The 17,882-nt window shown below is 43.2% G+C and carries 16 protein-coding genes; all 16 read left to right on the top strand.

Going from position 1 to position 17,882, the window contains the following annotated elements:
* The first annotated feature begins 1 nt into the window (after position 1).
* Positions 2-1,282 carry a colanic acid biosynthesis pyruvyl transferase WcaK gene (gene wcaK, locus ACLGE8_RS07425; protein WP_410997848.1) on the top strand — a complete coding sequence of 427 codons (1,281 nt, stop codon included), beginning with the start codon at positions 2-4 and terminating at the stop codon, positions 1,280-1,282.
* Complete coding sequence (gene wcaL, locus ACLGE8_RS07420; protein ID WP_410997577.1) at positions 1,279-2,502, top strand: colanic acid biosynthesis glycosyltransferase WcaL; 1,224 nt, start codon at positions 1,279-1,281, stop codon at positions 2,500-2,502. The genes wcaK and wcaL overlap by 4 nt, the downstream gene beginning before the upstream one ends.
* 9 nt (positions 2,503-2,511) lie before the next feature.
* Positions 2,512-3,906, top strand: a complete 1,395-nt coding sequence (gene wcaM / locus ACLGE8_RS07415; protein ID WP_410997575.1) for a colanic acid biosynthesis protein WcaM — start codon at positions 2,512-2,514, stop codon at positions 3,904-3,906.
* A 134-nt stretch (positions 3,907-4,040) separates the two neighbouring features.
* Positions 4,041-4,937 (top strand): UTP--glucose-1-phosphate uridylyltransferase GalF, encoded by an 897-nt coding sequence (galF, locus tag ACLGE8_RS07410; protein WP_410997573.1) that lies wholly within the window; start codon positions 4,041-4,043, stop codon positions 4,935-4,937.
* Between the two features lie 368 nt (positions 4,938-5,305).
* Positions 5,306-6,394 (top strand): dTDP-glucose 4,6-dehydratase, encoded by a 1,089-nt coding sequence (rfbB, locus tag ACLGE8_RS07405; RefSeq protein ID WP_410997571.1) that lies wholly within the window; start codon positions 5,306-5,308, stop codon positions 6,392-6,394.
* Positions 6,395-6,409: 15 nt separating this feature from the next.
* Positions 6,410-7,282 carry a glucose-1-phosphate thymidylyltransferase RfbA gene (rfbA, locus tag ACLGE8_RS07400; protein WP_410997569.1) on the top strand — a complete coding sequence of 291 codons (873 nt, stop codon included), beginning with the start codon at positions 6,410-6,412 and terminating at the stop codon, positions 7,280-7,282.
* A 96-nt stretch (positions 7,283-7,378) separates the two neighbouring features.
* Positions 7,379-7,915, top strand: coding sequence for a dTDP-4-dehydrorhamnose 3,5-epimerase (gene rfbC / locus ACLGE8_RS07395; protein ID WP_410997567.1), 537 nt, complete (start codon positions 7,379-7,381; stop codon positions 7,913-7,915).
* A complete protein-coding gene (rfbD, locus tag ACLGE8_RS07390) occupies positions 7,912-8,775 on the top strand; it encodes a dTDP-4-dehydrorhamnose reductase (protein ID WP_410997565.1) in 864 nt (287 codons plus the stop codon). The genes rfbC and rfbD overlap by 4 nt, the downstream gene beginning before the upstream one ends.
* On the top strand, positions 8,772-9,548 hold the full coding sequence (locus ACLGE8_RS07385) for an ABC transporter permease (protein ID WP_410997563.1): 777 nt from the start codon (positions 8,772-8,774) through the stop codon (positions 9,546-9,548). Before rfbD ends, ACLGE8_RS07385 begins: the two co-directional genes overlap by 4 nt.
* A gap of 2 nt (positions 9,549-9,550) precedes the next feature.
* Entirely contained in the window at positions 9,551-10,294 is a 744-nt protein-coding gene (locus ACLGE8_RS07380) for an ABC transporter ATP-binding protein (protein ID WP_410997561.1), read from the top strand.
* 3 nt (positions 10,295-10,297) lie between these two features.
* Complete coding sequence (locus ACLGE8_RS07375) at positions 10,298-12,226, top strand: rhamnan synthesis F family protein (protein ID WP_410997559.1); 1,929 nt, start codon at positions 10,298-10,300, stop codon at positions 12,224-12,226.
* Positions 12,223-13,074, top strand: a complete 852-nt coding sequence (locus ACLGE8_RS07370) for an NAD-dependent epimerase/dehydratase family protein (protein WP_410997557.1) — start codon at positions 12,223-12,225, stop codon at positions 13,072-13,074. The genes ACLGE8_RS07375 and ACLGE8_RS07370 overlap by 4 nt, the downstream gene beginning before the upstream one ends.
* Complete coding sequence (locus ACLGE8_RS07365) at positions 13,064-13,957, top strand: rhamnosyltransferase (RefSeq protein WP_410997555.1); 894 nt, start codon at positions 13,064-13,066, stop codon at positions 13,955-13,957. The genes ACLGE8_RS07370 and ACLGE8_RS07365 overlap by 11 nt, the downstream gene beginning before the upstream one ends.
* A gap of 2 nt (positions 13,958-13,959) precedes the next feature.
* Positions 13,960-14,730: a glycosyltransferase gene (locus tag ACLGE8_RS07360; RefSeq protein ID WP_410997553.1), complete on the top strand. Its 771-nt coding sequence runs from the start codon at positions 13,960-13,962 to the stop codon at positions 14,728-14,730.
* Positions 14,731-14,928: 198 nt separating this feature from the next.
* On the top strand, positions 14,929-16,335 hold the full coding sequence (gndA, locus tag ACLGE8_RS07355; RefSeq protein ID WP_035897610.1) for an NADP-dependent phosphogluconate dehydrogenase: 1,407 nt from the start codon (positions 14,929-14,931) through the stop codon (positions 16,333-16,335).
* Between the two features lie 198 nt (positions 16,336-16,533).
* Positions 16,534-17,700, top strand: a complete 1,167-nt coding sequence (gene ugd / locus ACLGE8_RS07350; protein WP_410997551.1) for a UDP-glucose 6-dehydrogenase — start codon at positions 16,534-16,536, stop codon at positions 17,698-17,700.
* Positions 17,701-17,882: the final 182 nt, after the last annotated feature.

Here is a 17,882-nt window from a genome sequence, read left to right as displayed (position 1 = left end):
GATGAAATTATTAATTTTGGGAAACCACACCTGCGGCAACCGCGGCGATAGCGCCATTATGCGCGGCCTGCTCGATGCCATCGTCCGCCAACAGCCGGACGTAGAAATGGACGTGATGAGCCGTTTCCCGATCAGTTCCTCCTGGTTGCAGGGGCGTGAGATTATCGCCGATCCGCTGTACCAACTGAGCCAGAAGCAGCAGGCGGCAGGGGGCATGAGTGGGCGCGTGAAGAAGGTGCTGCGCCGTCGCTTCCAGCACAAGATCCTGCTGGCGAAGGTGACAGGGGAAGGCAAGCTGCGCAACTTTGAGATTGCGCCGGAGTTCCATGAATTTGTGCGCTTCCTCGGCAGCTATGATGCGATTATCCAGGTTGGCGGCTCGAACTACGTCGATCTCTACGGTTTGACCCACTTTGAATATCCGCTGTGCGCCTTTATGGCCAATAAGCCGATTTACATGATTGGCCACAGCGTCGGCCCGTTCCAGAACCCGGACTTTAACCAGCTGGCGAACTACGCCTTTGGCCGTACCAATGCGCTGATCCTGCGTGAAACCGTCAGCCGTGAGCTGATGGCGAAAGCGGAGATTGATACATCAAAAGTAGAGCAGGGCGTCGATACCGCCTGGCTGGTTGAGCATCGTAACGACAGCTTTGAGCCGAGCTACGCGGTGCAGCACTGGCTGAACCTGACCGCGCAGCGCAAAACCGTCGCTATAACTTTGCGCGAGCTGGAACCGTTCGATAAACGCCTTGGCACCACGCAGCAGGCCTACGAAAAAGCCTTTGCCGAGGTGGTGAACCGGATGATTGCCGACGGCTATCAGGTACTGGCGCTCTCGACCTGTACCAGCATCGACCGCTACAACCGCGATGATCGCATGGTGGCATTGCGTATGGCGCAGTACGTTGAAAACCGTGAGCATTTCCATATCGCCATGGATGAACTGAACGACGTGGAGATTGGCAAGATCCTTGCCTCCTGCGAGTTGACCATCGGCACGCGCCTGCACTCGGCGATTATCTCCATGAACTTTGGCACCCCGGCGATTGCCATTAACTACGAACACAAATCCGCAGGCATCATGCAGCAGCTCGGGATGCCGGAGATGGCTATCGACATTCGTCACCTGCTCGATGGTTCGATGCAGGGCGTGGTGGCCGATATCCTCAATCAGCTTCCGGCGCTGGGCGAGAAAGTGGCGACGGCGGTAGAAGGCGAGCGTCAGAAGGGCTTCACTATGATCGAATCGGTGCTCAGCCGTATCCGGGAGGGCCGATGAAAGTCAGCTTCTTTCTGCTGAAATTCCCGTTATCGTCAGAGACCTTCGTCCTGAACCAGATTGTGGCGTTTATTGAGATGGGCCATGAGGTAGAGATTGTCGCGCTGCAAAAGGGCGACCTCACCAACACCCATGCCGCCTACACCCAGTACCGGCTGGCGGAGAAGGTCCGCTGGCTGCAGGATGAACCTGCCAGCGCGCTGGAAAAGCTGCGCTACCGCGCGTTCAGCACCTTGCGCGGCCTGCACCGTCCCGCCGTCTGGCGGGCGCTGAATACGCGTCGCTACGGCCAGGAGGCGCGTAATCTCATTCTCTCTTCTATCTGTAGCCGCACCTCTGCACCGATAACCGCCGATGTTTTTATCGCCCACTTCGGCCCGGCGGGCGTTACGGCGGCGAAGCTGCGCGAGCTGGGGGTGATTGACGGTAAAATTGCCACCGTTTTCCACGGTATTGATATCTCCAGCCGTGAAGTACTCAGCCACTATGGCGGGGAGTACCAGCAGCTATTTCGCCGCGGCGACATGATGCTGCCGATTAGCCAGCTGTGGGCCGAACGGCTACAGGCAATGGGCTGCCCGGCGGATAAAATCACCGTCTCGCGGATGGGGGTGAATATGGACCGTTTCTCGCTACGGCCTTTGAAAGCGCCGGACGACTGCCTGCAGATTATCTCCGTTGCCCGATTGACCGAGAAAAAGGGGCTGCATGTGGCGATTGAAGCCTGCCGCCAGCTAAAAGCGCAGGGGGTCAACTTTCGCTACCGCATTCTTGGTATCGGCCCATGGGAGCGTCGTTTACGCACCCTGATTGAACAGTATCAGCTAGAAGACCGCGTGGAGATGCCGGGGTTTAAACCGAGCCATGAAGTGAAAGGGATGCTCGATGAAGCCGACGTGTTCCTGCTGCCGTCGGTGACTGGCGCGGACGGTGATATGGAAGGCATTCCGGTGGCGCTGATGGAGGCGATGGCGGTGGGGATCCCGGTGCTCTCGACCGTTCACAGCGGGATCCCTGAGCTGATTCAGTCCGGGAATTCCGGCTGGCTGGTGGCCGAGAACGATGCTCAGGCGTTGGCCGACAAGCTGAAAGCACTTGGACGGATGGATGCACAGAGCCTCCAGCCCGTACTTGAGCGGGCACGTGAAAAAGTGGAAACCGATTTTAACCAGCAGGTGATCAACCGACAGCTCGCCCGCCTGCTGCACACGCTTTGCTAAGGAGGCGCCATGCGTACTTTAACCCGACGACACTTTCTGACGGCCGGCGCGACGCTGGCCGCCTTGCCGCTGCTGCCTGTCGACCGCGCTCGGGCAGCAGGGCAATCAGCAACGGCTGATATTCGTGACTTCTATCGCGATGGCGACTGGATCCGCGCGTTTAACGAGGCTTTCAGCGAGGCGGATACGGTCTCCGTTCCCGCTGGCGTGGTATGCGACAACATCAATACCGCCATCACCATACCGCCGGGCAAAACGCTGGCGGTTTCCGGGGCGCTAAAGGGCAACGGCCGTGGGCGATTTATCCTCCAGCGTGGCTGTAAGATTAGTGGCAGCGGCGAGGCGAGCCTCTATAACATCACCCTCGACGTCCGCGGTGGCGACTGCACGATCGAGGGGCTGACCATGAGCGGCTACGGCCCGGTGGCGCAGATATTTATCGGCGGCAAAGACAAGCAGCAGATGCAAAATCTGACCATCACTCGCCTTACCGTCACCAAAGCGAACTACGGCATTCTCCGCCAGGGCTACCACAACCAGTGGCAGGACGTCAGCATCACCCACTGCCATTTCAGCTACCTACAGGGCGACGCTATCGAATGGAACGTGGCGATAAACGACAGCAATATCCTCATTTCTGACCATGTCATCGACCATATCGACTGCACCAACGGCAAGGTGAACTGGGGGATAGGCATTGGGCTGGCGGGAAGCACCTACGATAACGGCTATCCGGAAGACCAGGCGGTGAAGCACTTCGTTGTTGCCAACATCACCGGCAGCAACTGCCGCCAACTGGTGCACGTTGAGAACGGAAAGCATTTTATTATTCGCAACGTCAAGGCCAGTAATATCACCCCGGAATTCAGCAAGCAGGCGGGAATAGATAACGCCACCGTGGCGATCTACGGATGTGATAATTTCGTTATCGATGGTGTCGATATGGTTAATAGCGCGGGAATGCTGATTGGCTATGGTGTTATCAAAGGTAACTATTTGTCGATACCGCAAAATTTCCGGTTGAATAATATACAGATGAATAATGAGAAGGCGGGGACTAACCTGCGGGGGATCCAGATCTCCTCCGGTAACGCACAGTCTTTCGTCTCTATCACCAACCTGAATCTGCGCTACGCCTCGCTGGCACTACACAACAAGCCACAGCATATTTTTATGCGCAATATCAATGTGATGCAGGTAGCATCGCGGGAGCCAGCGCTGTCGCTCAACTTTGACTTGCGTAAGGATGTGCGCGGTAAATTTATGGCCAAACAGGACACACTGCTGTCGCTGGCGCACGTCAACGCTGTTAACGAGAAGGGACAGCCGTCGGTGGATATCGACCTTATCGATCAACATGTTGTTAATTCTGAACGGCTTAATTTTCCGCTGCCGCGCCGCTAACGGCCACTTCCTTTCCCATTCTCGGATTACATCCAGAGATTTCGCCTAACCTAAAGAGATACTATGAGAAAACAGGGTGGATTAAACATGTTTAATCGCTATAATTCAGCAACCGAATATAGGTGGACAAGATAATGGTTAATTTGAAAGCAGTCATTCCGGTTGCGGGTCTGGGCATGAATATGCTCCCTGCCACGAAGGCGATTCCCAAAGAGATGCTGCCGATCGTCGACAAGCCAATGGTTCAGTATATCGTTGACGAAGTGGTTGCTGCAGGTATCAAAGAGATCGTTCTGGTGACGCATGCATCGAAGAACTCGGTGGAGAACCACTTTGACACCTCGTACGAACTGGAAGCGCTGCTGGAACAACGTGTAAAACGTCAACTGCTGGCTGAAGTTCAGTCTATCTGTCCTCCTGGCGTTACCATCATGAACGTTCGTCAGGCTCAACCGCTGGGCCTGGGACACTCAATCCTTTGCGCCCATCCGATCGTTGGCGATAACCCGTTTGTGGTTGTGCTGCCGGACATCGTGCTGGACAACGCAAGCGCTGACCCGCTTCGCTATAACCTTGCCGCAATGGTGGCGCGTTTCAATGAAACGGGGCGTAGCCAGGTGCTGGCAAAACGCATGCCGGGTGACCTGTCTGAATACTCCGTCATTAAGACAAAAGAGCCTCTGGATGTTGAAGGTAAGGTGAGCCGTATCATCGATTTCATCGAAAAACCGGATCAACCGCAAACGCTGGACTCCGATCTGATGGCTGTAGGGCGTTATGTTCTTTCCGCTGATATCTGGGCTGAACTTGCTAAGACCGTGCCGGGCGCATGGGGACGTATTCAACTGACCGATGCTATTGCTGAACTGGCTAAGAAGCAGTCTGTTGATGCGATGCTGATGACCGGTGAGAGCTATGACTGTGGGAAGAAGCTGGGATATATGCAGGCGTTTGTGCAGTATGGGCTGCGGAATCTGAAGGATGGAGCGAAGTTCAGGAAAGGGATTGAGAAGCTGCTGGTAGCGCCATAGGGGCTACGCATTAAAGAAATTATTAATGGCAGATGAGAACGAGTATATGTATGTATACTGAAGATTTTTCTCACTGCCGTTTTGCTTTTGTAGGACTGGTTTGAGTCGTACCCTAAACTAATAGGCAATACCTGTGAGCAGCTAATTAGAGAAGGCTCGGGGCTTAAAGATTGAAGAAGAAAAGACATAGCAGTTAATAGTTGGGTACATAACGAAAATTTGATTTGTTGCTGTTAGTATCTATTAACATCAACATTTTAGTCAGTGTACTGGTTGCTGTTGAGCCAGGGGCGGTAGCGTGTTTTGATAGAGGTATTTTTGGTCTACCTCTAATTATTTTTTAATTTAAACGATTGTGGATATTTAACGTGAAAATACTGGTTACTGGCGGGGCAGGCTTTATTGGGTCAGCTGTTGTACGCCACATTATTCATAATACTCCGGATTCCGTTATTAATGTTGATAAATTGACTTATGCTGGAAATCTTGAATCTTTAGTTGATGTTGAGAATAGTGAGCGATATTCATTTGAGCGGGCCGATATCTGCGATGCCGAGGCTTTAGCTCGAATTTTTTCCACATACAAACCAGATGCGGTGATGCACCTTGCTGCTGAAAGCCATGTTGATCGTTCAATTACTGGGCCTGCAAAATTTATTGAAACTAATATTATCGGGACTTACGTCTTATTAGAAGAAACTCGTAAATATTGGCAATCACTGGACCAATACAAAAAAATAGCGTTTCGTTTCCATCATATTTCCACGGATGAAGTATATGGTGACTTACCTCATCCAGATGAGATGCCAAAGGATACTACGTTACCACTGTTTACAGAGAAAACTTCATATTCTCCAAGTAGTCCGTACTCCTCTTCAAAGGCTTCAAGTGATCATCTTGTGCGTGCTTGGCGACGGACCTACGGCATGCCAGCAATTGTAACCAACTGTTCTAATAATTATGGACCATATCATTTCCCAGAAAAGTTAATACCATTAGTTATTCTTAACGCTCTTAGTGGAAAACCGTTACCGGTGTATGGAAATGGTGAGCAGATTCGTGACTGGTTATATGTCGAAGATCATGCTCGCGCATTATATAAGGTTATTACGGAGGGGGATGATGGCGAAACCTATAATATCGGTGGCCATAATGAGCGAAAAAACATTGAAGTCGTCGAAACTATTTGCAAAATTCTTGATGAAGTAATCGGTGAAAAACCAGCAAACATTAATAGTTTTTCGGATCTTATAGTCTATGTTGCAGATCGCCCTGGGCATGATCTTCGATATGCAATTGATGCGACAAAAATAAAAAAAGACTTAGGTTGGACTCCGCAAGAAACATTTGAATCAGGTATCCATAAAACGGTAAATTGGTATTTAAATAATGAAAATTGGTGGATGCGTGTAATTGATGGATCCTATTCAGGAGAACGTTTGGGTTTGATGGATTAATTAAAGGAATAGATAATGAAAGGTATTGTTCTTGCAGGCGGGTCAGGTACTCGTCTTTACCCTATTACTCAAGGTGTATCTAAACAGCTTTTGCCTGTATATGATAAACCGATGATTTACTATCCAATCTCGGTGCTGATGTTATCTGGCATACGTGAAATCTTGATCATTACAACTCCTGAGGATATGCCATCGTTTAAGCGCTTACTTGGTGATGGCTCACAATTTGGCATTAACTTATCATATGAAATTCAGCCTTCACCTGATGGGCTTGCACAAGCGTTTATCATTGGAGAAGAGTTCATTAATAATGAGCCATGTGCACTTGTTCTTGGCGATAATATTTATTTCGGTCAGAGTTTCGGCAAAAAACTAGAGTTAGCTGCTCAACTAAGCAGTGGTGCTAAAGTTTTTGGCTATCAGGTTTTAGACCCTGAACGTTTTGGAGTTGTTGAGTTTGATGAAAATTCAAAAGCAATCTCAATAGAAGAAAAACCAATTAAGCCAAAGTCAAGTTGGGCCGTTACAGGCCTTTATTTTTACGACAATAATGTGGTGGAAATGGCTAAACAAGTAAAACCATCTTCTAGGGGCGAACTTGAAATTACCACGCTCAACCAAATGTATCTTGAGCGCGGAGAACTTCAAGTTGAACTACTCGGCCGTGGATTTGCATGGCTGGATACCGGGACGCACGATAGTTTGATAGAAGCCTCGCAGTTTATTCATACGATTGAAAAACGGCAGGGTATGAAGGTCGCTTGCTTGGAAGAGATCGCATTCCGTAAAGGATGGCTGGCAAAAGAACAATTAATTGAACAAATGAATAAATTTTCGAAAAATGACTACGGCCGATATTTGCGTTCGTTAATTGATGAGGAAAGATAATTTATTCTAGATTTAAACTTTCTTAAACAATTATTTAGCGATAGATAGATAATTTTAATGAATACAACGAAATGTCTTTCTAAGAAGGATGCACAATTGAAAGTTATAGACACAATTATCCAAGACGTAAAAATCATAGAACCTAAAGTCTTTGGTGATGAACGAGGCTTTTTCCTTGAAACGTATGAAAAAAAACGTTATCAAGAAATGTTAAATATTGATCTGGATTTTGTCCAAGATAATCACTCTCGATCAGCCAAAAATGTTCTACGAGGACTTCACTTTCAGAAAGAAAAACCACAAGGTAAATTAGTTCGTGTGGTTAGCGGTACAGTATTTGATGTCGCTGTTGATATTAGGCCAGAGTCTCCAACATTTGGTAAATGGGTGGGGGTACTCCTTTCATCGGAAAATAAATCACAGTTATGGATTCCACCAGGATTGGCTCATGGTTTCTGTGTAATTAGCGATACGGCTGATTTTGAATACAAATGTACGGATTATTATTATCCAGAGTACGAGGGATGCTTATCTTGGAACGATCCGAGTGTTGGTATTACATGGCCTATAGATAAACCTCAATTGTCTGCAAAAGATTTAAATGGCTGCTCATTGATGAATTTAATTAAATGAAAATATTATTAACCGGTATAAAAGGGCAACTTGGGCAAAGTTTTACTAATAAAATACCAAATGAATGGTCTGTTATATCTGCGGATAAAAATACGTTAGATGTTGGAAATGAAATCAATGTGCATAATGTGGTTTCTGAAATCAGACCTGATGTTATTATTAATGCTGCTGCTTGTACTTCTGTTGATGCTGCTGAAAGTGATATTGATGGTTTTGAGAGGGTAAATCATTTAGGTGCTAAGTATATTGCGCAAGCAGCAGAAAAGTATAAATCAAAGCTTATTCATTTATCTACTGATTATGTTTTTGATGGTAAAAGTACGGAACCTTATAAAGAAACTTCGGCTACAAATCCGCTAAATATTTATGGGAAGACCAAACTATATGGTGAATTAGCTGTACTTGCTAATCACCAAAATGCAATAATTATAAGAACATCATGGGTGTATAGCGAGTATGGTCAAAATTTTCTGAAAACAATCTTAGGATTATTGTCAAAGAATATAGATATACGTGTTGTAGGAGATCAAATAGGTGCCCCGACATATGCTCCTGATTTGGCTAAGTTGATCATTGATATCATACGTGATGATAAACTAACTCCTGGAGTTTTCCATTACTGTGGTGATACTATAATGAGTTGGTATGATTTTTCTTGCGAAATATCTAAACGACTTGGATACACTGGTGATAGAATTTCATGTGTTAGTTCTGACAATTATAAAACGGCAGCGGTAAGGCCTCCATATAGTGTTCTCAACTGTGAAAAATTAGAAAGTTTAGGTTATAATCGTTCCGGTTTTTCAAATGGAATAAAGCAATCTATCAATAACATTCTGAATGCTAAAGCAAAAATATGAATTTATTTATCAATGATATTTTTAAGTATCGCCAAGTACTTCGACAATTAATTCACCAGCAGATTACAATGCGTTACCGAAGAACTTTTTTTGGTTTTCTGTGGACGCTATTGAATCCGTTATTGAACATGACGATAATTGCAGTGGTATTTTCATTTGTAATGAAGTTTCAAGTAAATGATTATGCTATTTTTCTGTTTGCTGCGATGATTCCATGGACTATATTTTCAAATTCCATGAATTTTGGCTCATCATCCCTTATTTTGAATGAGTCATTATTTAAGAAGATATATTTACCGAAACAACTATTTGTAATATCAGTCGTTGTAACAACACTAATTGACTCATTCTTAAGTACTATTTGTCTTTTTGTGATAGCTCTTATAATTGGGGCAAAAATATCTATTGCTTTGTTATTTCTTCCCGCCGCATTTTTATTATTGACAATGTTTGTATTGGGGTTGGCTTTTATACTTTCTATAGTGACGGTATATTTTAGAGATATTCAACATTTGATAGTTGTATTTCTCCAGGCTATGTATTTTGCAACGCCAATCATATATCCAATAGAGGCCATACCTTCAAAGCTTCATTTCATATTTCATTGGAATCCTATTTATTATTTTATTGAGTTATTCCGTGCACCAATTTATTTGGGTGAAATGCCGAGTATACCAACTTTGATTATTTGCGTTGTTCTTGCATTTGTTAGCCTTATATGTGGCGTGTATTTCTTTATGCGTAACGAAGCGAAAGTAATTTTCAGGTTATAAATATGAATTCAGAAATCATCTTGAAAAACGTCGGGCTGGAATTTAAGCTTTATCATAATAAAAGTTCTAGTGTCAAAGAGCTATTTTCAAATGTATTTAAAAATGCCAACAAAATAGCGTCAAACAAATTCGTTGCGCTCAATGATATAAATCTTCATATACATCATGGTGAACGACTTGGAATAATCGGCCATAATGGCGCGGGGAAAAGTTCACTTTTAAAAGTGCTATGTAGAATATATACCCCGACTACAGGTCAGATAAATATAAATGGGATGATTGCGCCCCTACTTGAGATCGGTGCTGGCTTTAACCCCGAGTTAAGTGGGAGAGAAAATATATATTTGAATGGTACTATTTTAGGTTACTCAATAAAAAAGATAAAAGAAATAGAATCAGATATAATAAAATTCTCGGAATTAGAACAGTTTATTGATATGCCTGTTAAATATTACTCTACGGGTATGTACATGAAACTAGCATTCTCTATAGCTACAGCAGTTAAGCCTGATATATTAATTCTCGATGAACTTTTTGCTGGCGGGGATGCTGATTTCATCATAAAAGCACAAGAGCGAATGAAATCTATGATTGAAGATTCGAATATTATGGTGTTCGTTTCTCACCAAATGGAACTTTTACTTGAACTCTGTAATCGGGTTATTTGGGTTGATCATGGACGAATTATAGCTGATGGTGAGCCGGGTGAGATTATTAACCGATATTTACATAAGGAAGTGGTGTAATAAATGCGTAGGATCGCTTTTTATCTCTTCTATGATGCCGTTGGTGAAGTCGATGATTATATTCCATTCAAATTATCAGCACTTCAAGAATTCGTAAAAGATATCATTGTAGTATGCAATTCACCAATTACTGAATCTGGACGTGCTAAGCTTGAAAGTATTGGTGTTAAGATCTTTTGTAGAGAGAATATTGGTTTTGATGTCTGGGGCTATAAAGAGGGATTAGAGTTAATTGGTTATGACCAGCTAACCAGTTCTTATGATGAAGTGATTTTATTAAATTACACGTTCTTCGGTCCAATTTTCCCATTTTCAGAGTTATTTAATGAAATGGATAAAAGAACATGTGATTTCTGGGGGATTAGTGACCATAGCGAAATCACACCGAATCCTTTCACTGGTCGTGGAACTTTGCCGAGACATATACAATCACATTTTATAGCAATACGTAGTAAAATGCTGTCCTCTCTTGAATTCAGAAAATATTGGCTAGAAATGCCAATGATTAATAGTTATGAGGATTCAGTTTTAACCCATGAATCTCGTTTTACATCGTATTTTGAAGAGAGAGGTTTTAGCTCTTCTGTATATATAAATGAAAAAGATTATCCTTCGGTGTATCCGACCTTTTTTGATATAAGAGAAACTATACTAAATCGAAGTCCTATATTGAAGCGTAGGCTTTTCTTTCATGATCCTGTATGGATGGAAGATAATTATGTTGATCTTCGTGAAACATTGGATGTTATTAAAAAAACGAGTGACTATAATCTCGATTTAATAATTCAAAATGTTAACAGATCAGTAAAACCAAGAGATTTATATTCAAATCTGGAACAACTTCGGATTCTGCCTACAGATTACTATCTTGATGACTGCAATGTAGAAACAAAAGAAAACGTTGCAGTCATTGTACATGTTGATAATATTGAAAGTTGGAACGAATTATATCTATTTATTAAAAAAATACCAATTCCATTTGATTTATATATCTCTACTCCAAATGAGTGTGACATTAACATCCTAAAAAAATTTGCGTATGAGATTGATGTATTAACTGATATCAGAATTGTAGATAAAACTGTATGCAATGATATATCTACATTGTTCATTACATTCAACGACGTTGGGTTAAATGATAAATATGAGTATATTTGCCGATTACATACCTTATCTGTACAGCATTATAATTCCGAATGGCATCAAGTTAAAAAAATAGACATGGTCAAGCAGCAATGCCTTGAAAATTTACTGGCCACCCCAGAATATATATGTAACGTATTGAAACTGATGCAGCATAGTGCAGATGTTGGCATTGTATGTCCTCCCATTATGCATATTGGACTCCCGACAATGGGGCATGCATGGGGTGAGACTAAACCTCAGGTAGGGCAGTTATGTAAAGAGTTAGGTATCACTGTCCCACTGGATACTGATACCCCGATGGCCGTATATGGTTCAATGTTTTGGTTTAAACCACCGGCTCTCCGCTCTCTTTTCAAACATAACTGGACGTCGGAAGCTCTTAGTGATGAAATAGTTTGTAATGATAGATATATGGCATCTGTCTTTGGTCGTCTTATTTGTTATGCTTCAAAAAATGAAGGGTATAGTATTTATAATGTGATGACGGCAAAGCAAGCAGAGAGGAATTATGTAAAGTTAGAGCTTAAACTCCAAAAAATAATGTCGACTCTACCTACGGGGGATGTCAATTGGCAGTATACAAGCCTAAAAAATATTTTTGGAACGAAAAATGGATATGAACATTCAATGTTATCTATTTTAAGTGGATGTGTAAGATTAAGTCTCAGCGTGTTTAAGCAAAGATTAATCTATAAACATCCAAAATTGGCCAAAAGATTACGTGGGCCATACTTGTTTACAAAAAAATGTATCAAACAATTCCAATCCAAGAAGAATAGAAAATGATAAAAATTGCTATTACTGGCGCAGGTGGTTATATCGGACGACATGTTCTTAGCCAATTGTTGGATATGAACTTTGAGGTTACAGCGATCATTTATCCTGGTTCTGCTCCTGTCTTGGGTGCAAATAATATTGAGTTAGATATTTTAAATGTATCTGAAGAAGTAATATTATCTTCGTTTAAAGGATTTGATGCTGTTCTTCATTTAGCATGGACTGCAGGTTTTAACCATCATGATCCTAGCCATATCGATAATGTTATGAAGCATTATCATTTTATCAAATCACTAATTAATGCAGGTATTACTAATATTTCCATTGCTGGGACCATGCATGAAGTAGGTTATCATGTTGGTGAAATTACTGAAAACACAGCATGTAATCCTAGTAATCCATATGGTATTGCTAAAAACTTTCTTCGCCAATTGTGCATGTATGAGATGCAAAAATCACATGTAAACATTAAATGGCTACGTATGTATTATATTACAGGTGATGACTGTCATAGCAATTCTATATTCGCAAAAATACTTAAAGCTGAAAAAGATGGGAGAAATACATTTCCGCTGAATAGTGGTGAGATGCTTTATGATTTCATAACAATAAAAGAACTGGCAAAGCAAATATCGGCCGCGACTGTACAGAAAGATATTCTTGGCATTATTAACTGCTGTACTGGTAAACCTCGTAGTCTACGTACGGTTGTAGAGTCATTTATTACTGAAAATAATTTGAAGATAGTACCGGAATATAATGTTTTTCCAGTGAGGGAATATGATTCTCCGGCCTTGTGGGGAAGTAATTCGATTATAAATGAAATAATTGAAAATGAAGGGCGTAATGGATTTTGATAAAATGAGTGTTTCATCGATAATAGTCACATTTAACCCAATCATAGAAAAATTATCTATATTAATATCTGAGTTATGTTCTCAGGCTTTCAATGTGATTATTGTTGATAATGGCAGTACTAATTCATCTGAAATTAAAAGATTAAAATCGATTTATCACAATTTGGAAGTGATTTTTTTACCGGGTAATGTTGGTATTGCGGCAGCTCAGAATATTGGCATACATAAGTCAATAGAGTCTAATGCTCAATTCAGTCTTTTCTTTGACCAGGATAGTAAAATACCAAACGATTTTGTTAATCAGATGGTTAAAGATTTTTTATGCATAAAAGGTCAAAGGAAAATAGCTGCATTAGGACCAACGCTGCGTGATAACCGATATGGTAAAATTTATCCGGTCATACGTCTTAATAAACTAGGCTTAAGAGAAAAAATAATTCCGGATGTTACCGACAGTCAACCTTTCGATGTTTCCTGTGTTATAGCCTCGGGTTGCCTAATGGAAAATTCTGTGTTGCTCGATGGTAGCGGTTTGATGAATGAACAATTATTTATTGATTATGTAGATACTGAATGGTGTCTACGAATGATATCCCGAGGGTATGGAGTTTATGTCACACCGAATGTTATTATGGAACATGAAATAGGTGATGAACATATTAATATGTTCGGACTAGTGATCCCTGTTCATTCCGCGAATAGGCGCTACTATAGAGTAAGGAACGGATTTTGTTTGTTCAAAATGGTTCATGTTCCGAAATTATTAGCTATGCGGGAAGTCATCTTTTCATTAATTCATCAAATTATTCTTTGTGTCTATAAAAAAGACGCGAACTATATTAGACTATATTTCAGATCATTATTTGATGCAATAAATAAATAAATATGATACATATTATAGTTGTTAGTCACTATCATGATAAGTATATTTTTTCACTAATTAATAAACTTTTTGATTCAAGCTCTCTGGCATTAGATATTTTTCGAGTTTACATTAAAGATAATGTTAATAGCGTTGCTCTTCGTGATTATTGTGAGAGAAAGCGTGTTTTTTATCTTCCATCAGATAAATGCTCCGGATTTGCTAGGAATAATAACCTCGCTGCGAAGTCTATTTGCGAGCAGTTTAAAGTAAATGATAATGATTATATTCTAATGCTAAACCCTGATGTTTTGATTGATGCTAACGAAATAGCGAAGTTATCGGAAATATTAATAAATAAAAACTATGATCTATTTACGATAGATTTGTATAAAGATATGGATATGACGATTCGTGATCCTTCCGTTCGACATTTTCCAAAGCTTGTTGATTTTTTTACCTCTTTCTTTTTGGGATATAATAAAAGCATTATAGATAGGAGAGACTTTTCTACTCATCAGATAGTTGATTGGTGTGCTGGTTCTTTTCTGGGTGTAAGAATTTCCGTTTTTAATGAAATCAATGGTTTTGATGAAAATATTTTTATGTACTGCGAAGATATTGATATCTGTATGCGTGCAAAAAAAAATGGGCATGATCTATATTACATACCGGATGTAAAGGCAATTCACTTTAGCCAGAATGATAATAGAAAAATATTTAGCAAGAACTTTATGTGGCATCTAAAAAGCATTATATATATTTATCGTAAACATATGCTTAAATTATTCTGATTGCCACACTGAATTCTTAATATTATGGTTCATAAGATCATTGATTAATCGGTTTGTTTGTACACATTTCTATTTCTTTAAGACATCTTATGTATAAAGGGGCTATCGCGCGGTAGTCATATTTAATGTTAATATCCTAATTATCTATCATGCTTAAACGATTAAGGCATGATATCCATCCCCTGACAGGAGTATGTAATGTCCAAGCAACAGATCGGCGTAGTCGGTATGGCAGTGATGGGGCGCAACCTGGCGCTCAACATCGAAAGCCGTGGTTATACCGTCTCCATCTTCAACCGCTCCCGTGAAAAAACCGAAGAAGTTGTCGCTGAGAACCCAGGCAAGAAGCTGGTTCCTCACTATACGGTCAAGGAGTTCGTCGAGTCTCTTGAAACCCCACGTCGTATCCTGTTAATGGTGAAAGCGGGCGCTGGCACCGATGCTGCCATCGATTCCCTGAAGCCATACCTTGATAAGGGCGACATCATCATTGATGGTGGCAACACCTTCTTCCAGGACACCATTCGTCGTAACCGTGAACTGTCTGCTGAAGGCTTCAACTTCATCGGTACCGGTGTTTCCGGTGGTGAAGAGGGCGCGCTGAAGGGCCCATCCATTATGCCTGGTGGCCAGAAAGAAGCGTACGAACTGGTTGCGCCAATCCTGACTAAGATTGCTGCGGTTGCTGAAGATGGCGAACCATGTGTTACCTACATCGGCGCTGACGGTGCAGGTCACTACGTGAAGATGGTCCACAACGGTATCGAGTACGGCGACATGCAGCTGATTGCTGAAGCATACTCCCTGCTGAAAGGCGGCCTGAATCTGTCTAATGAAGAGCTGGCGACCACATTTACCGAGTGGAACGAAGGCGAGCTGAGCAGCTACCTGATCGACATCACCAAAGATATCTTCACCAAGAAAGACGAAGAAGGTAAATACCTGGTTGATGTGATTCTGGACGAAGCGGCGAACAAAGGTACCGGTAAGTGGACCAGCCAGAGCTCTCTGGATCTGGGCGAACCGCTGTCCCTGATCACCGAATCCGTTTTCGCACGTTATATCTCCTCCCTGAAAGACCAGCGCGTTGCGGCATCTAAAGTGCTGTCTGGCCCGCAGGCTAAACTGGCTGGCGATAAAGCTGAGTTCGTTGAGAAAGTGCGTCGCGCACTGTACCTGGGTAAAATTGTCTCCTACGCACAGGGCTTCTCTCAGCTGCGTGCTGCGTCCGACGAATACAACTGGGATCTGAACTACGGCGAAATCGCGAAGATCTTCCGCGCGGGCTGCATCATTCGTGCACAGTTCCTGCAGAAAATCACCGACGCCTATGCTGAAAATAAAGGCATTGCTAACCTGCTGCTGGCACCATACTTCAAAAATATCGCTGACGAATACCAGCAGGCGCTCCGTGACGTAGTTGCCTATGCGGTTCAGAACGGTATTCCGGTTCCAACCTTCTCTGCAGCCGTCGCGTACTACGACAGCTACCGTTCTGCGGTACTGCCAGCGAACCTGATTCAGGCTCAGCGTGACTACTTCGGTGCGCATACTTATAAACGTACTGACAAAGAAGGTGTGTTCCACACCGAATGGCTGGATTAATCTGAATTAACCCACCGCTAAATGCAGGCCCGGAGCGCTCCTCCGGGCTTTTTTATTGCCAAAAAATGGGATTCAGTCAGGTCTGATAGCCGGCGTTGCACTAAATCACGATATACTGGCGTTATGCTGACCCGATACGCCAACCTACCGGCGACGTGTTCACTCTTACATGTTTAACCAGAAGAAGTTACACAACGAATGAAGATAACTATTTCAGGAACAGGTTACGTAGGTTTGTCTAACGGCATTCTGATTGCCCAACACCACGAAGTGGTAGCGCTGGATATCGTGCAGGCCAAAGTCGATATGCTGAATCAGAAGAAATCGCCGATTGTCGATAAAGAGATTGAAGAGTATCTGGCAACAAAGTCGCTTAATTTCCGCGCAACGACCGATAAGCATGACGCTTATCGTGATGCTGATTTCGTGATTATTGCTACGCCGACTGACTACGATCCGAAAACCAACTACTTCAATACTTCAAGCGTTGAATCGGTTATCCGCGACGTAACGGAAATCAATCCGAAAGCGGTGATGATTATCAAATCAACCATCCCGGTTGGTTTTACCAATTCTATTAAAGAGCAACTGGGCATCGATAACATCTTCTTCTCGCCAGAGTTCCTGCGCGAAGGGCGTGCGTTGTATGACAACCTGCACCCATCCCGCATCGTTATCGGTGAGCGTTCAGAACGCGCTGAGCGTTTTGCGGCGCTGCTGCAGGAAGGTGCGGTTAAGAAAGATATCCCAACGCTGTTTACTGATTCGACCGAAGCGGAAGCTATCAAGCTGTTCGCGAATACCTATCTGGCGCTGCGTGTGGCTTACTTTAACGAGCTGGACAGCTATGCGGAAAGCCTGGGGCTGAACTCCCGTCAGATTATCGAGGGTGTATGTCTGGATCCGCGCATCGGCAATCACTATAACAACCCATCGTTTGGCTATGGCGGCTACTGCCTGCCGAAAGACACCAAGCAACTGCTGGCGAACTATGAGTCGGTACCGAACAACATCATTGGTGCTATCGTTGATGCCAACCGTACGCGTAAAGACTTTATTGCCGACTCGATTCTGGCCCGCAAGCCGAAGGTGGTGGGGGTTTACCGGCTGATTATGAAGTCCGGTTCTGATAATTTCCGCGCGTCATCGATTCAGGGGATTATGAAGCGCATCAAGGCGAAGGGTATTCCGGTCATTATTTATGAGCCGGTGATGAAGGAGGATGAATTCTTCAACTCTCGCGTGGTGCGCGATCTGGACGCCTTTAAACAGGAAGCGGATGTCATTATCTCTAACCGTATGGCTGAAGAGTTAGCGGACGTGGAAGAGAAAGTTTATACACGCGATCTGTTTGGCAATGATTAAACATTAGTATCGGCGCAGTACTCGGCGGCGCGTCGCCTGGCTGGGATACGAAAGAAAAAGCCCTCTGATGAGGGCTTTTTTTATGCGTTTGACCCGTCCTGAATAGCGTTGACACGTTCCTGACTTAAATCCGGAGAACGTGATGATGACTGAGTTCAAACGCACCCAACGTGATTATTCTC

It is taken from the genome of Kluyvera sp. 142486, assembly GCF_046569695.1.
Taxonomy (GTDB): Bacteria; Pseudomonadota; Gammaproteobacteria; order Enterobacterales; family Enterobacteriaceae; genus Kluyvera.
Note: the sequence above shows the minus strand (reverse complement) of the source record. Positions and strands in the feature narration are given on the sequence as shown.

What these genes read in the sequence shown, in the direction of transcription:
- wcaK (WP_410997848.1), top strand. Translation starts at nt 2, where the DNA reads ATGAAATTATTAATTTTGGGAAACCACACCTGCGGCAACCGCGGCGAT.
- wcaL (WP_410997577.1), top strand. Translation starts at nt 1,279, where the DNA reads ATGAAAGTCAGCTTCTTTCTGCTGAAATTCCCGTTATCGTCAGAGACC.
- wcaM (WP_410997575.1), top strand. Translation starts at nt 2,512, where the DNA reads ATGCGTACTTTAACCCGACGACACTTTCTGACGGCCGGCGCGACGCTG.
- galF (WP_410997573.1), top strand. Translation starts at nt 4,041, where the DNA reads ATGGTTAATTTGAAAGCAGTCATTCCGGTTGCGGGTCTGGGCATGAAT.
- rfbA (WP_410997569.1), top strand. Translation starts at nt 6,410, where the DNA reads ATGAAAGGTATTGTTCTTGCAGGCGGGTCAGGTACTCGTCTTTACCCT.
- rfbD (WP_410997565.1), top strand. Translation starts at nt 7,912, where the DNA reads ATGAAAATATTATTAACCGGTATAAAAGGGCAACTTGGGCAAAGTTTT.
- ACLGE8_RS07385 (WP_410997563.1), top strand. Translation starts at nt 8,772, where the DNA reads ATGAATTTATTTATCAATGATATTTTTAAGTATCGCCAAGTACTTCGA.
- ACLGE8_RS07380 (WP_410997561.1), top strand. Translation starts at nt 9,551, where the DNA reads ATGAATTCAGAAATCATCTTGAAAAACGTCGGGCTGGAATTTAAGCTT.
- ACLGE8_RS07375 (WP_410997559.1), top strand. Translation starts at nt 10,298, where the DNA reads ATGCGTAGGATCGCTTTTTATCTCTTCTATGATGCCGTTGGTGAAGTC.
- ACLGE8_RS07370 (WP_410997557.1), top strand. Translation starts at nt 12,223, where the DNA reads ATGATAAAAATTGCTATTACTGGCGCAGGTGGTTATATCGGACGACAT.
- ACLGE8_RS07365 (WP_410997555.1), top strand. Translation starts at nt 13,064, where the DNA reads ATGGATTTTGATAAAATGAGTGTTTCATCGATAATAGTCACATTTAAC.
- ACLGE8_RS07360 (WP_410997553.1), top strand. Translation starts at nt 13,960, where the DNA reads ATGATACATATTATAGTTGTTAGTCACTATCATGATAAGTATATTTTT.
- gndA (WP_035897610.1), top strand. Translation starts at nt 14,929, where the DNA reads ATGTCCAAGCAACAGATCGGCGTAGTCGGTATGGCAGTGATGGGGCGC.
- ugd (WP_410997551.1), top strand. Translation starts at nt 16,534, where the DNA reads ATGAAGATAACTATTTCAGGAACAGGTTACGTAGGTTTGTCTAACGGC.